The sequence below is a fragment of the Vagococcus zengguangii genome (genome assembly GCF_005145005.1).
Taxonomy (GTDB): Bacteria; Bacillota; Bacilli; order Lactobacillales; family Vagococcaceae; genus Vagococcus_A; species Vagococcus_A zengguangii.
Map to the genome: position 1 here is coordinate 697,516 of NZ_CP039712.1, position 15,654 is coordinate 713,169.

15 protein-coding genes are annotated in these 15,654 nt (G+C 36.6%); 12 read left to right on the top strand and 3 right to left on the bottom strand.

Annotation, left to right across the window (positions count from 1 at the left end):
* Positions 1–66: 66 nt before the first annotated feature.
* The gene (locus FA707_RS03360; protein ID WP_136952893.1) at positions 67–342 is read right to left on the bottom strand and encodes an acylphosphatase; all 276 of its coding nucleotides are present in this window, start codon (positions 340–342) and stop codon (positions 67–69) included.
* Positions 343–468: 126 nt separating this feature from the next.
* Between FA707_RS03360 and FA707_RS03365 the strand changes: the two genes are divergently transcribed.
* The 11 genes from FA707_RS03365 to cbpB all read left to right on the top strand — a co-directional run bounded on the left by FA707_RS03365 (position 469) and on the right by cbpB (position 12,850).
* Positions 469–1,236, top strand: a complete 768-nt coding sequence (locus FA707_RS03365) for a TrmH family RNA methyltransferase (RefSeq protein WP_136954170.1) — start codon at positions 469–471, stop codon at positions 1,234–1,236.
* Between the two features lie 142 nt (positions 1,237–1,378).
* A complete protein-coding gene (locus FA707_RS03370) occupies positions 1,379–1,843 on the top strand; it encodes an HD domain-containing protein (RefSeq protein WP_136954171.1) in 465 nt (154 codons plus the stop codon).
* Positions 1,844–1,969: 126 nt separating this feature from the next.
* Complete coding sequence (locus tag FA707_RS03375) at positions 1,970–2,308, top strand: winged helix-turn-helix transcriptional regulator (RefSeq protein ID WP_136952894.1); 339 nt, start codon at positions 1,970–1,972, stop codon at positions 2,306–2,308.
* Positions 2,309–2,613: 305 nt separating this feature from the next.
* Positions 2,614–3,666, top strand: coding sequence for a phenylalanine--tRNA ligase subunit alpha (pheS, locus tag FA707_RS03380; RefSeq protein ID WP_136952895.1), 1,053 nt, complete (start codon positions 2,614–2,616; stop codon positions 3,664–3,666).
* Complete coding sequence (gene pheT, locus FA707_RS03385) at positions 3,667–6,081, top strand: phenylalanine--tRNA ligase subunit beta (protein ID WP_136952896.1); 2,415 nt, start codon at positions 3,667–3,669, stop codon at positions 6,079–6,081.
* A gap of 158 nt (positions 6,082–6,239) precedes the next feature.
* Positions 6,240–7,430: a coenzyme F420-0:L-glutamate ligase gene (locus FA707_RS03390; RefSeq protein WP_136952897.1), complete on the top strand. Its 1,191-nt coding sequence runs from the start codon at positions 6,240–6,242 to the stop codon at positions 7,428–7,430.
* Positions 7,431–7,663: 233 nt separating this feature from the next.
* Complete coding sequence (locus FA707_RS03395) at positions 7,664–9,427, top strand: serine aminopeptidase domain-containing protein (protein WP_136952898.1); 1,764 nt, start codon at positions 7,664–7,666, stop codon at positions 9,425–9,427.
* Between the two features lie 146 nt (positions 9,428–9,573).
* Complete coding sequence (racE, locus tag FA707_RS03400; RefSeq protein ID WP_425471314.1) at positions 9,574–10,401, top strand: glutamate racemase; 828 nt, start codon at positions 9,574–9,576, stop codon at positions 10,399–10,401.
* 1 nt (position 10,402) lies between these two features.
* On the top strand, positions 10,403–11,749 hold the full coding sequence (gene rph / locus FA707_RS03405; RefSeq protein ID WP_136952899.1) for a ribonuclease PH: 1,347 nt from the start codon (positions 10,403–10,405) through the stop codon (positions 11,747–11,749).
* 6 nt (positions 11,750–11,755) lie between these two features.
* Positions 11,756–12,271: a metallophosphoesterase gene (locus FA707_RS03410; protein ID WP_136952900.1), complete on the top strand. Its 516-nt coding sequence runs from the start codon at positions 11,756–11,758 to the stop codon at positions 12,269–12,271.
* Between the two features lie 87 nt (positions 12,272–12,358).
* Entirely contained in the window at positions 12,359–12,850 is a 492-nt protein-coding gene (gene cbpB / locus FA707_RS03415; RefSeq protein WP_136952901.1) for a cyclic-di-AMP-binding protein CbpB, read from the top strand.
* Between the two features lie 42 nt (positions 12,851–12,892).
* Here cbpB and FA707_RS03420 read toward each other — a convergent pair whose 3' ends face one another.
* A complete protein-coding gene (locus tag FA707_RS03420; protein WP_168177336.1) occupies positions 12,893–13,561 on the bottom strand; it encodes an SdpI family protein in 669 nt (222 codons plus the stop codon).
* A gap of 2 nt (positions 13,562–13,563) precedes the next feature.
* Positions 13,564–13,827 carry an autorepressor SdpR family transcription factor gene (locus FA707_RS03425; RefSeq protein WP_136952903.1) on the bottom strand — a complete coding sequence of 88 codons (264 nt, stop codon included), beginning with the start codon at positions 13,825–13,827 and terminating at the stop codon, positions 13,564–13,566.
* 214 nt (positions 13,828–14,041) lie between these two features.
* On the opposite strand from FA707_RS03425, the gene liaX reads away from it, so the two are divergent.
* Positions 14,042–15,646 (top strand): daptomycin-sensing surface protein LiaX, encoded by a 1,605-nt coding sequence (gene liaX / locus FA707_RS03430; RefSeq protein ID WP_136952904.1) that lies wholly within the window; start codon positions 14,042–14,044, stop codon positions 15,644–15,646.
* The last annotated feature ends 8 nt before the right edge of the window (positions 15,647–15,654 follow it).

Sequence of the window (15,654 nt, forward strand, 5' to 3'; positions counted from 1 at the left end):
TCCTTAGTAATTTATTCACATAACATTACTATGATAATGCAAAATGTATTTTTTTTCAATCTTTCCCTAATGAGTCACTCGGAATTTTAAAGAATCTTTAATGGATGGATCTTCGGTAATCTTATAATTATCAACGCGTCCACTAGGTGAAGGTGAGTTTTTGACAGCGGTTAAAAATTTTTCCATTGTCACGTTGTCAGCTATAGCTTCAATCGTAACCGAACCATCTAATTCATTTCTGACGGTACCATAAACACCTAGTTGATCAGCGACCATTTTGGTCATGTAACGAAAGCCAACCCCTTGAACTCTTCCTGACACATTAATTCTTAGTTTTTTCATGTTCTTTCTCCTCCAATTATTCGTTAGTTTATTATACCAAAGTCCGGCCAAAAACTAAAAGAATCCTCAGTCTAGCGACACGTTCTAATCCGTGCTATAATCGTTGAGAGTAAAGGGGTGCTAATGATGAAAGAAATTACTTCTGCACAAAATACAACAATTAAAGAAACCAAAAAATTATTAAAAAATAAATACCGTCAGCAGTCAGGCTGCTACATGATTGAGGGCGAACACTTAGTTGAAGAAGCAATAAAACATGGTCAACGTTTAGATAAATTATTTATGACCAAAGACTTCATGGTCAACAATGAAGTTAACGAGTGGCTAACACAAGCCGATGAGGTCTACGAAGTATCAGAAGCAGCGATTAAAGCTATTTCTTCGCTGCCAACCCCTCAAGGAATTGTAGCTGTACTAAAACAAACGAGCCAAGTGTTAGAATTACCATTACAAGCGCCAGTATTATTATTAGATAATGTGCAAGATCCAGGTAATGTTGGTACCATGATACGTACAGCTGATGCAGCAGGCTATGCGGGTGTTGTTTTAGGTAAAGGGTGCGCTGATTTTTACAGCAATAAGGTACAACGTGCTTTGCAAGGCAGTCATTTCCATTTACCGGTAGTTCAAGCAGATTTAAACACTTTAATTCCAGAATTACGCTCTCAAGGGGTGGAGGTTTACGCCACTGCGTTAGACAAACAGGCCAAGTCATATCGAGAGTTAACGCCTACACAACCTTTCGCCATTGTCATGGGAAATGAAGGACAAGGTGTGTCAGCTGATGTCATTAAAGCTAGTACGCAGACTATTTATATTCCAATGCCAGGTCAAGCAGAATCACTGAATGTCGCAGTTGCAGCCGGAATCTTAATGTTTGCTTATCCAATTTAAATGTTACGAATTAATTAAGAATCATTAAAATGATAGTTTTGTGAAAACCATCGTGTTAAAATATTAATGTTGTTTGTCGTCCCAGGATTAATTAAAGGTGGGAAATGAATTGAATTTAGATTGGAAAAATGATTTAGAATATATGTCCTATGTTGAGGATTTAATTGAACGTGAAGAAGTTCAAAAATTAGCTGAGTTTAAGCAGCATCGTACAGCAACTAGACTAAGTCATTCCATCAGTGTGTCATATCTTAGCTATCGTGTTGCCAAACGTTTAAATGGTAATGCCCGTGCAACTGCGCGTGCTGGTTTATTACACGATTTATTTTATTATGACTGGCGTGATACCAAATTTGATGAAGGGACACATGCGTATGTGCATCCTCGAATCGCGGTAAAGAACGCTGAAAAATTAACCGAATTATCAGATTTAGAACGAGATATTATTATTAAACATATGTGGTTAGCTACTATTGCGCCGCCAAAGTATAAAGAAAGTTACATCGTGACATTTGTTGATAAATATTGTGCGATTCATGAAGGAGTAGTACCCTCTATGCGTTCAATGAAAAAACGCGTCAAACAAATGTTTAGTTATAGTGCTTAATATTGTAACTATCAGATAGTTATTTGGAAAGTTGTGGCTGATGAGCTGCAACTTTTTTTCTGAACAGATTAGGTGAAAAAGTCTAGCTAGTTATGCTATAATAATGTAATTAAAGGAGTGGATCATATGTTGCCAGAACAAACATTTCAAATGTGTCCTAAGTTCGAGAAGACTTTTGAATTTTTAGGAAAAAGATGGAACGGATTGATTATTGACGTTCTACTAGAAGAAGGCACGCAACGATTCGGTGAATTAGCAGACAAGATTCCTAATATTAGTGATCGTGTGCTAGTTGAGCGCTTGAAAGAATTAGAACTTAATGGAATCGTTGAAAGAATGGCAGATGCCAATCATGGAAAAAAAGTCGAATACCGATTAACAGATAAAGGATTAGAATTACAACCTGTTATGGGAGCTATTCAAGAATGGGCTGAAAAGTGGATGGGGACTTGTTTCGAAGGTTGACCGACACCCAATTTTCTTGTAAACTAAATAAAGATAATTTAAACAAAGATGGAAAAGAGTAATTAAACGAATAGTTAAGGGAGAAGTTGCCATGGACTGTAAGCAGCTTTACTATAGACTTTAATGAAGTTCACTTCCGGAGTTACTTAGCCAATATCTAAGTCGGTGTGTCAAACATCGTTAACAATAATTAAGGATAGACCTATTTAAATTAGTCTATCAAACTAGGATGGTACCGCGAAGCTTCGTTCCTTATTAGGAATGAGGCTTTTTTTATAAACAAAAATAGTAAAAGGAGTCTACTCATGTCATTAAAAGAGCAATTAGAACAATTACAGACTGAAACTCTGGCTAATATCGAAGCGGTTCAAACATTAACTGAACTAAATGATATTCGTGTCAGCATTTTAGGGAAAAAAGGACCTTTGACAGAAGTGTTAAGAGGGATGAAAGATTTATCAGCTGAAGAGCGCCCAGTAGTCGGAGGTTTCGCTAACGAGATTAAAGCAACTGTTGCAGAAGCTATCGAAGCTAAAAAAGAAGTTTTAGAGTCAGCAGCTTTAAACGCAGCCTTAGCAGCTGAAACAATTGATGTTACTTTGTCTGGTCGTCAAGCTAAACAAGGGACACGTCACATTTTAACGCAAACGATCGAAGAAATTGAAGATATTTTTATTGGTCTAGGTTACCAAGTCGTAGAAGGTTATGAAGTCGAAGTTGATGAATACAACTTTGAACGTATGAACTTGCCGAAAAATCACCCAGCTCGTGATATGCAAGATTCTTTCTATATTACCGAGGAATTATTATTACGTACCCATACATCACCTGTTCAAGCGCGTACGATGGAAGTTCATGATTTCTCTAAAGGACCATTACGTATGATTAGTCCTGGTAAAGTATTCCGTCGTGATAGCGATGATGCGACTCACAGCCATCAATTCCACCAAATCGAAGGTTTAGTGATTGATGAGAACGTGACGATGGGTGACTTAAAAGGTACATTAGAAGTGATGATGAAAAAAATGTTTGGTGAAGAGCGTGAAATTCGTCTACGTCCTAGTTACTTCCCATTTACAGAACCATCAGTTGAAGTGGACGTTAGCTGTTTCAAATGTGGCGGCGAAGGCTGTAACGTATGTAAGAAAACCGGTTGGATTGAGATTTTAGGCGCAGGAATGGTTCACCCACGTGTACTTGAAATGTCAGGTATTGATTCTAAAAAATATAGCGGTTTTGCTTTTGGTTTAGGACCTGACCGTGTAGCAATGCTACGTCACGGTGTAACAGATATTCGTGCGTTCTATCAAAATGACTTACGATTCATCGAACAATTCAAAGTAAAGGAGTCAAACTAGATGTTAGTATCATATAAATGGCTACAAGATTATTTAGATTTATCAAACACAACCCCCGCTGAATTAGCGGACAAAATGTCTCGTACTGGGATTGAAGTCGAAGAAGTCAACGTTCCTTCAGAAGGTTTGAAAAAAATCGTGGTAGGACATGTCAAAGAACGTCGCGACCATGAAAATAGCGATCACTTATCAGTGTGTCAAGTCGATGTCGGTGAAGAAGAAGATTACCAAATCGTTTGTGGTGCACCTAATGTTGATGCTGGTCAAAAAGTAATCGTTGCATTACCTGGTGCTCGTATCGTAGATAACATTAAAATTAAAAAAAGCAAGATGCGTGGCGAAGTGTCAATGGGGATGATCTGTTCTTTAGAAGAATTAGGTTACTCAGAATCAGTCGTGCCAAAAGCTTATAGCGACGGTATTTACATCTTACCTGAAACAGCAGTGCCCGGTGAAGAAGTCTTCCCATACTTAGCGATGGATGACGCTATCATCGAATTATCGATCACACCAAACCGTGCTGATGCGTTAAGCATGCGTGGTGTGGCACACGAAGTAGGAGCAATTTACCGTCAAACACCTAATTTCAAAGCAACTGAATTAGTTGAAGATACAATGGATTCAGTTGAGAACTATTTATCAGTTAAAGTTGAAGATACAAATGATACCCCTAACTATCGTATGCGTGTGGTTAAAGATGTAACAATTAAAGAGAGCCCAATGTGGTTACAAACTCGTTTGATGAATGCAGGCATTCGTCCACATAACAACATTGTCGACGTAACAAATTATGCATTATTATTATATGGTCAACCATTACACGCTTTTGATTACGATAAAATCGGATCTAAAGAAGTCTTCATTCGTCGTGGTCATGAAGGCGAAAGCTTCACTACTCTAGATGGCGTAGAACGTGTGGTAGGACCTGAAAACATCATGGTGACAAACGGTCAAGTCTCAATGGCCTTAGCTGGTGTGATGGGCGGCTTAGATTCAGAAGTAACCGAAACAACGACAACTGTTGCGATTGAAGGCGCAAGTTTTGATCCAACCACAACACGTAAAACGTCAGCGCAATTCAATTTAAGAAGTGAATCAAGTTCACGTTTTGAAAAAGGCATTAACTTAGGAACAATCGAAGAAGCATTAGCGTTTGCAGCAGCGTTAATGGCTGAACTAGGTGAAGGAACAGTTGTTGCTGGTGAAATCGTCGCAAGTGAAACCATTCCTGCTAATCCAGTCGTGACCATTACGTTAGCTAAGATTAACGGTTCTTTAGGAACAGATTTAAGCGTGTCAGACGTTAATGACATTATCGAAGCATTAGGTTTTGACTACCAAGTTGAAGGTGAAACCTATGCGATCACCATTCCTTCTCGTCGTTGGGATATTACGATTGAAGAAGATATTGTGGAAGAAGTGGCACGTATTTACGGCTACGACAACTTGCCTTCAACTTTACCAAGTGGCGAAAGTTTACCAGGTGCTTTAACCATCAATCAACGTCGTGTACGTCGTTTGCGTGATGTGTTAGAAGGTTCAGGTCTTTCAGAAGCGATTAGCTATGCGTTAGTAACAGAAACTCAAGCGCAAGAATTCGTGCAAGATAAAGCAGAAACCGTTAAATTACAATCACCTATGAGTGAAGATCATGCGGTAATGCGTCGCAGTTTAATTAGCGGACTATTAACCGATGTCGCTTACAACGTCGCTCGTAAAAACTTAAACGTGGCGCTTTATGAAGTTGGCAATGTCTTCAAATATGTAGAAGGTCAAAAATTACCACAACAAGATAAACATTTAGCGATGGCTCTAAGTGGCCTATGGTCTGAAAAATCTTGGAACTCAACCAACCAATTAGTTGATTTCTACTTGTTAAAAGGCATTGTTGAAAAAGCCTTAGAAACAATAGGTGCAACGGATGTTCGTTTTGTGGCAACACAAGCCATAAACGAAATGCACCCAGGCCGTACGGCTGAAATTTTCGTCGGTGAAACAGCGATTGGTTTTGTCGGACAAGTTCACCCATCAACGGCTAAAGCTTACGACATTCGCGAAACATATGTGTGTGAAGTCAACTTAGATACGTTATTTGCTCAAGACTTAGCAGGTGAAGCGTACCATGAAGTAGGAAAATATCCTTCAGTGTCACGTGATATTGCCTTATTAGTGAACAAGTCAGTCTCAAGCCAAGACTTAATCGATGTGATTCAAGCAAACGGCGGTAAGTATTTAACAAATGTTGCCTTATTCGATGTCTTCGAAGGAGAAAAACTAGGTCTAGATAAAAAATCAATGGCTTACTCATTAACGTTTGAAAACTCAGAAGCAACTTTAGTCGATGAAGAAATCACTGCGGTAATGGAAAAAATTACAAGCCAATTAGTAGAAAACTGCCAAGCAGAAATTCGCTAATTGATTTAAATAGTTAACGTGAAAAGATGGCCTTGTGCCATCTTTTTTGTATTTGTGATTAAATAATTAGAAAATTTTACCTTTTAGTCAAAACAAGGTATATTAAGATAGTAATTAAATTATTGGTGGCTGATAAAGCCAAAAGGAGAGTTTTGTTAGTGGAACGAACAGTTGGGACTATTACTAGAGGATTAAGATGTCCAATTATTAAAGCAGGCGATAATATTGAACAAATCGTTGTGGATAGCGTCTTAAATTCAGCACAAGCAGAAGGATTTACAATTGGAGAACGCGATATCGTAGCGATTACGGAATCAATAGTAGCGCGTGCACAAAATAATTACGCAACGATTGATCAAATTGGGCAAGATATTAAACAAAAATTTGGAGATGAAACGATTGGTGTGTTATTTCCTATTCTAAGCCGTAACCGTTTTTCAAATTGTTTACGCGGGATTGCTAGAGGCGCAAAAAAAATCGTCATTATGTTAAGCTATCCATCAGATGAAGTGGGGAATCACTTAGTTTCATTAGACTTATTGGATGAAAAAGGAGTAAATCCTTGGACAGATGAGTTAACAGAAAAAGAATTTCGTGAGTTATTTGGCTACAACAAACACACCTTCACAGGCGTCGACTACATCGAATATTACAAAGAATTAGTCGAAGCAGAAGGTGCTGAGTGTGAAGTGATCTTTTCACAAAAGCCGAAAACTATTTTGAAATATACGAATCATATATTAACGTGTGATATTCATACGCGCTACCGTACTAAACGTATTTTAGAACAAAACGGAGCGAAGAAAGTTTATACCTTAGATGATATTCTTTCAGAATCAATCGATGGTAGTGGCTACAATGAGCAATATGGCTTGTTAGGGTCAAATAAATCAACTGAAGACGCAGTGAAATTATTCCCACGTGAATGCCAACCAGTCGTTGATAAAATTCAAGATTTAATGAAAGAAGCAACAGGTCAAACCATCGAAGTGATGATTTATGGTGACGGTGCTTTCAAAGACCCGGTTGGGGAAATTTGGGAATTAGCGGATCCAGTGGTTTCACCAGCTTATACAGCAGGATTAGATGGTACGCCGAACGAAGTGAAATTGAAATATTTAGCTGACAATAACTTTTCTGAACTTTCAGGTGAAACATTGGAAGCAGCAATTAAACAACATATTAATGAAAAAGATGATGATTTAGTTGGGGCGATGGAAGCGCAAGGAACAACCCCACGTCGTTTAACTGATTTAATCGGTTCATTAGCTGACTTAACATCAGGTAGTGGTGACAAAGGAACACCGATTGTCTTTATCCAAGGTTATTTTGACAACTTCACTAAATAATTATAAATGTTATTTAATTTGTGGTAATGTTATTATAAGATAACTGTTTTCGGACGGTTATCTTTTTTTTTGTTTTGTATTTTATCTGTAGCGTGTCTGATTTAACCGTTGTAATATAATTATGTATTGTTTTTGATTTGTCAAGTTCATTTTATATATATTAAATGCAATAGATTGAGCTAATGAAGGGAAGTAGAAGATGGTATTATTTAGAAAAATAAGGAGGGAACACCATGAAAAAAATTATTTTACCTACATTATTAGCCGGATTAGTTTTAACAGCGGGTCAGACATTAGCTGATTCAACTGAATCTAGCACGGATCAAATTTTGACAACGGAAGTATCAAGTGAAACAGAACAAGAGTTAACATCTGAAGAAGTAACAAGTGAAACGGAACAAGATTTAACAACTGAAGAAACTTCAACTGAAAGTTTAGAAGTGACAACAGGGACTACATCAGAAGAAGTAGAACAACCACAAACGAATAACCAAAATGATGATAAAGATCTTATTACTAACTTAATCGCAAATACTTTATTTAAATTAGCATTTGATAAAGCAGGCGGTGAAAGTTTATGGGTAGAAAACGGCATTGATTGGATGGCAACGGATCGTGCAGATTATACTGAATCTTATAAACAAGCCATTGCTTGGTATAATGAGCAACCTAAAGAGGAATTATCATTAGCAAGTGGGGCAGTAGGTTACTACTTAGCCAATGGGGATTCTAATAAAACCGTTATTTTAGCGCATGGCTATCGTGGTTCTCACTCAATTATGGGACCATGGGCAAAAATGTACTATGATTTAGGATATAATGTTTTGACACCTGACGCACAAGGGATTACTACAGGTGGAAAAAATTATATTGATTTCGGTTGGAATGAAAAATCTAACTATGTTAACTGGGTGAACTTAGTTAACGAAATGAATAATCAAGAGGGAACTATCTTATTAAGTGGTGTTTCAATGGGAGCTGCAACTGTCTTAATGACAGCAGGGGAACAGTTACCAGAGAACGTAATTGGTGTGATTGCTGATTCGGCCTATACATCTTTAGAGGATGAATTAAATTATATTATCGAAAACATTTCGACAATTATCGATATGGGTTCTGTTAAATTACAAAATAAAGGTGGCTTAGATGGCTTACTTGATCCAGAAAAATTAAAAGAAGCCCTACCTCTAGTTGATGAAAAAGTTCAAACTAACTTAGGTTTTGCTATGGCAGAGGTTTCTACTGTTAATCAAGTACAAAAAGCAACAATTCCAGTAGGATTAATTCATAATTCAGATGATACATTTATTCCTCAAGCATTTGAAAACACATTATTTGATAACATTTCAGCTACTAAATATATTTATCAATCACCAGTTGGTAATCATATCGGTGGTATTAACATGTCATACACTGATTATGTTGCAACAGTAAAAAATTACATCGAATTTTTCGAAGCAGGAGCAGATGCTAAATTATTTAGTGAGCCAATCACACAAGTGGTTACATTTGTAGACAAAGATGGTAATGTACTAGCTGAGCCACAAACATTCCATGGTCAACCAGGCGAATCATTTGAAATTGTTTTACCAGAAATTGAAGGCTATGAATTAGCTGGTGACTATCAAACACAGTATACGTTTGGTGAAGAACAACAAGATATTTCAATTGATATTGTTTATACAGAGTTACCAGAAGAACCAGAAGAAAGTACACCAGAGGAAAGCACCGACAGTAGTGAAGAAACGGGAGATAGTTCTGTCGAAGATTTATCATCAGAAGATTCATCGACAGAAGAAAGTACAATAAGCAGTGAGGAAACAGAAACGTCAGATTCTTTAGATAAAGGAACTGTTTCATCAAATAACAATAATGATTCTTCATTACCACAAACTGGTGAAGTAGTAGGTACAAGTCTAGCAATTGTTGGTTCGTTATTCGTCTTTGTTGCTGCTTTCTTGAATAGAAAAACATTAAGTAAATTAGTAAAAAAATAATTATTTTAAATTTATGTATGAATAATAAAGATATTGGTCCCTTAACATAGTAAATGTTAGGGGACTATTTTGTGCTTTATTACTTATCAATCACTTGCATGTTTGTCAAAAAAAGTAGACAATAGAAGATATTATGATTGAAATGGGTGAAGGAGATGGCAACTAGAGCCATAGGGTTTATTGATTCAGGTGTTGGGGGGCTAACCGTTGTAAAAGAAGCGTTAAAGCAACTGCCAAATGAAAAAATCATGTATTTAGGTGACACAGCCCGTTGTCCTTATGGTCCACGACCAGTTGAACAAGTCGTTCAATTTACATGGGAGATGACCAATTTTTTAGTGAAAAAAAATATAAAAATGTTAGTAATTGCCTGTAATACGGCGACAGCTGTTGCTTTGGATGAAATTAAAGCGGCTCTTGATATTCCCGTTGTCGGTGTTATTTTACCTGGCAGTCGAGCGAGCTTGAAGCAAACGAAAAATAATCGGATTGGGATGATTGGGACTATCGGTACTGTCAATAGTCATTCGTACTTAAATGCAATTAAGAATAAATCGCCACAGACTGAAGTTATCGAACTAGCTTGTCCTAAGTTTGTACCATTAGTTGAAAGCAAAAGTTATCAAACATCTCTTGCAAAAAAAGTGGTAGCTGAAACGTTACAACCGTTAATCAATCAAAAAATTGATACGCTAATTCTGGGATGCACACATTATCCGTTGTTGCGTCCAATTGTTCAAAATGTGATAGGTGATAACGTTACACTGGTTGATTCAGGTGCAGAAACCATTAGTGACGTGAGTATGTTGCTAGATTATTTTGATATCCAAGCGCCAGTTTCAAATGAAACACCACAACATGAATTTTATACGACGGCTTCAACTAAAATGTTTGAAGAAATTGCTATGGATTGGCTACCATTATCTGATATTCATGTACAAAAAATTAGTCTAGGTGAGGAAAAGAGGAATTAGAGTGAGACATGATGCACGTCAAGAAAATCAATTAAGAGAAGTAACGATTGAAACAGAAGTATTGAAACACGCAGAAGGTTCAGTGATGATTAGCTTTGGAGAAACTAAGGTGTTATGTGCCGCAACTGTAGAAGAGTCAGTCCCACCGTTTTTAAGAGGTTCAGGTAAAGGGTGGGTGACAGCTGAGTATAGCATGTTGCCACGTGCAACCAATACGCGTAATCGTCGTGAAAGCTCAAAAGGAAAATTAACTGGACGTACAATGGAAATTCAACGTTTAATTGGTCGTGCTTTACGAGCAGTGGTTGATTTAGAAAAATTAGGGGAACAATCAATCATTGTCGATTGTGATGTGATTCAAGCAGACGGAGGCACACGTACAGCGAGCATTACGGGTGCTTTTGTCGCGCTAGCAATTGCGATTAATAAAGAAATCGCAAAAGGGACCATCAAAGAAAATCCAATTAAAGAACATTTAGCCGCAATTAGTGTCGGTATTTTACCAAGTGGGGCTGCCGTTTTAGACTTGGATTACGTTGAAGATGTTGAAGCAGCCGTAGACATGAATTTAGTCATGACAGAAACGGGTGAATTCGTTGAAGTGCAAGGAACAGGAGAAGAGCATACTTATACGCGTGCACAGTTACTTGAGATGCTTGATTTAGGGGACTTAGGCATTCGTGAATTGATTCGTCTACAAAAAGAAGCGCTAGCGGCAACTAAATTACCAGAATATGAACAAGTTAGTGATAAAGAAATTGTCATTGCAACGAATAATTTAGGTAAAGCCAAAGAATTTGAAGCGATTTTTGGTGCAAAAGGCTACACTATTAAAACGTTACAAGACTTTCCAGAAATTCCTGAAGTGATTGAAACGGGTAAAACATTTGCCGAAAATGCCGCGCTAAAAGCTGAAACGATTGCTGAACGTTTGAATTGCTTAGTTTTAGCGGATGATTCTGGTTTAATGGTTGATGCTTTAAATGGTCAACCCGGTGTTTATTCCGCTCGATTTGCAGGTCCAGGTCACAATGATGCGGCTAATAATGCTAAACTATTGCATGAATTAACGGATGTGCCATCTGAAAAACGTACGGCTAAATTCCACTGCACCTTAGCTTTAGCAGCTCCAGGTAAAGATACATTGTTCGTTGAAGGGGAAGTATTAGGACGTATCTTAAGTATTCCACGTGGTGATAACGGTTTTGGTTATGATCCTTTATTCTATGTGGAGGAATTTGACAAATCAATGGCGGAATTAAGTGCTGAAGAGAAAAATAAAATCAGTCACCGAGCAATTGCTATACAAAACTTAGCAACAGTTTGGGATAAGTGGCAAGAGGGGTAAACAGATATGAAGTATTTAGTCGTCAGTGATAATCACGGGCAACGTGATATTTTAGTAGAATTAGTTAATAAATACCGTGGAAAAGTTGACGCCATGTTTCATTGTGGCGATTCAGAACTAGAACCGACCGATGAGTTATGGCATGAAATGCTAGTCGTAACCGGCAACTGTGATTTTGATCGTCGCTATAAAAAGTTTCAAGAAGTAACAATTGGAACGGATAAAATTTATATGACACACGGCCATTTATCAGCCGTTCGTATGGATTTGCGTAGCCTTTTTTATGAAGCAAAGGAACAAGAAGCTAATATTGCATTATACGGTCATACGCATGTGTTACATGCAGAAGTGGCGGAGGATTTATTAATCGTTAATCCTGGTAGTATTAGCCAACCACGCTATCCGTATAAAGTTAAAACTTATGCGCTTATTGAAAGTGACCTCGAACAATATTGTGTGACTTATTATAATGAAAAACATGAATTAATCGAGGAATTAACCAAAACATTTTCAAGAAATTAATAAAAAATTATTAAGCTAATAAAAATCGATGGTTTCTTTTGTCGCACATGGTATAATAAATTCGTATGAAAAAGGAGGCCAGCAAGTATGATTATTAGTGAGCTACAAGAAATACTACTGGAAAAGAAAGAACATTTTCTAATTGAAAGTGAACGGGTAGCGTCAGTTTTAGATAAGCACCCCTTAAGTCATGCTTTTTTAATTTTAACCAAAGTAAAATATTCTAAAATTCCTGTATTAAATAGTCAAGATGAGCTAGTAGGCTTTATTGGGTTAGCCGATATTGTGAATCAAATGCTAGCAATTGATGGCGTAGATTTTAATTTACTTGAAGGCAAGATTGTTGCGGATGTAATGGAGAAAGAAGTACGCAGTGTTTCAACCATTGATGATATTGAATTGTTGTTACATTTGGCTGTGGATCATTCATTTATACCAGTTCGTGACGAACAAAATCGTTTTTTAGGTATTGTGACACGTCGAGAACTTCTTAAAGCTGTTAATCATCTATTACATACCTTAGATGATGAATATGTCTTAACCTCAAAAGAACACGTTTATAAATTAGTAGCAGAATAAATATAAGGGGCAGCCGTTTTATACGGACGCCCCTTATTAGTTTTATTGCTTATTCAGTTGTTTTTTTCGGTAAAAGCGGTAAGAATAGTAAATCGGATATAAAGCCATGACTAATATAATTACGATTTCAATTATGATTAATGGTAACGACAGATTGATTATAAACATCAAGAGACCACAAATCGTCGTTAAAATCCCACCGATGACCATGCAGATGGCTGCAACACGATTGGTATGGTACCAGTTTTCATCATCGTCTAAGGCCCAACGTGTCCGTACACCGTAAGAATAATTATGTTGGTTTTTTGGCGAAAAATTCCCTAGTACGACAAATAGGATGCCTATAAAGGTAATAACTATCGCGTTAATATTTACTTGATAGCCTAAAGCGTCAGCATAACTAATGAATGACACTAACCAACTCATTATAGGCATCAACCAAAGTACCACTAAGATGGAGTTGGGTGCGATATTTTTTTTCTTAGGATCAATTGCCGTGATAATAAGCGTAAACACTTGAACTGCGACTAGTAAACAAGGTAAACCAAAAACGGCTATTGGTTTACTGGTCCATCCGTTTGGCTGATTATTCATATTAAAATGCGTGGCAATTTTATCAGGTAATGGCTCCCACATTATCACACCAAATAAGATTGGGGCTAAAGTTAGTAATATGGTGAGAATGATTAATTTTTTATATGATTTCCACATTGTTATTCCTCCTTTAAATTGGTCATCCATAACATGACTTCCTCAAGGACTGAGGTGTTTAGTTCGTAATAAATAAATTTACCTTCGCGTGTGTCACGAATTAAACCAGCTTCTTTTAAGATAGAAAGATGCCTTGAAACGGCAGCCATCGAAATATTAAAATTTTCACTAATTTCACCGGCGCTTAGGCGTGATGTTTTTAATAAGCTTAATATTTCACGTCGTGTAGGATCAGCGAGGGCTTTTAAGGTTATTTGTAAACTCATCAGCCAACCTCCTTCATTTAACATTTAACTTAATTGTTAAATGTATTGTAAAATATATAATAACGGATGTCAAATTATTAATAATTGAGATGAAGATATCTCTAATTAATTAGATGGAGAAATAAATCCATCTTAGGACCTATGACTTTTGTGCGAAAAATTGTGATAATAGTCTTGTAAGGTCGTTAGGTTTAGCTAAAGGAGGCTATTAATTATGAAAGAACGCGAAAGAATTTTAGAATTAGTCAAAAAAGGTGTTATCACTTCAGAAGAAGCGTTGATTTTATTAGAAAATTTAGCAACGGAGAAAGATGAACAATCAATCGATGAAGTTGCAAAATTATTAGCAGAAGAAAAACAATCAGTCGTTGACTTATTCGAAGAAGAAATGGATAGTTTGGAAGAAGAAGTATCAAATAACGTAGCTGATAGTGAAGCAGTGGATCAACAACGTTTAGAACGAATTTTAGACGAGTTAGTCGCACAAGCTAATGAAGCAAGTGTTAAATTAGATACAATTAATGTAGAAATTGAAGCGTTAGAAGAACAAATTAACGCGAAAAAAGAACAATTAGTGGTGATTAATACACTTGAAGATTTAGAAGAATTAGACGAAGAAAAAATTGCAGATCGTCGTCAGCTAGAAATTGACTTAGGGCAATTGAAACAGGAGCTAGCTGTTAAAGAATTATTTAAAGAAGAATTAGAAACAGAATTAAAAACTATCAAAAAAGATCGTCAAGCTTATACAAAAGAACAATGGGCAGAACGTTTTGAAATTCCAGAAAATTGGGAAAAACACGTCGATGAAATTGGACAAAAACTAATGGAGTCAGCTGACAAATTAGGTGATAAAGGTGAAAAACTTGGTCGCAAATTAGGCGACAAAGGTGTTAAGTTAGGTCATTTAATTAAATCAACAGTGGCAAGTGTTTACACTAAAGTTAACGATAACGTGGAATGGAAAGACATCAATGTTAAAGTTCCAGGAGTTACTAGCAACAGCTTTACTCATGAATTTAACTATGAGAATATTACCGCTTCAGTCATTGATGTTAAATTAGCTAACGGTTCGGTTGAATTTAAAACATGGGATTCAGACGATTTAAAAGTCGAAGCTGATATTAAATTGTACGGTAAGTTTGACTCAGAAGAATTATATGATGCCTTCATGGAAAGAAGTCAAATCATGGTAGATGAGGAAAAAATCCAATTCTACGTACCAAATAAACGTGTGAAGGCCAATTTAGTCTTCTACTTACCGAAAAAAGTTTATGACTATTTAGCTGTTAATATTTTAAATGGTGATTTAAAAGCCAACGAACTTGAGTTGAAAGATGCCTTTGTAAAAAATACAAATGGCGACATGACACTGACTAAATTCTCTGCTACAATGTTAGAAGTTAAAGGTGTCAATGGCGATGTGACCATCAAAGATTCAAACATTTTAGATTTTATTTCAGAAAACATTAATGGTGACTACGTTTTACAAGCTGATATCCAAAACACTAATATTTCAAGTGTCAATGGCGAAGTAAAATTAACAGCACAGTCAACGGCGGTTAAAAAAGTTGAAGTTAACTTAGTCAACGGTACGATTAAAGTGGCCTTACCGGTTGCTAATAGTGTTGAATTATATGCGAAAACAAGTACGGGTGCGATTAAGAGCCGTTTAACTAATATGGAAACAGTTCGTGAAAGATCAGAAAAAACAAATCAATATATGCAATTACGACGTATCACTACGGAACCAACGGTCGATGTCCAATTAAGCACAACGACGGGGACGATTTACTTAAAAGATACGTTAGAGGATTAATTAAGAAA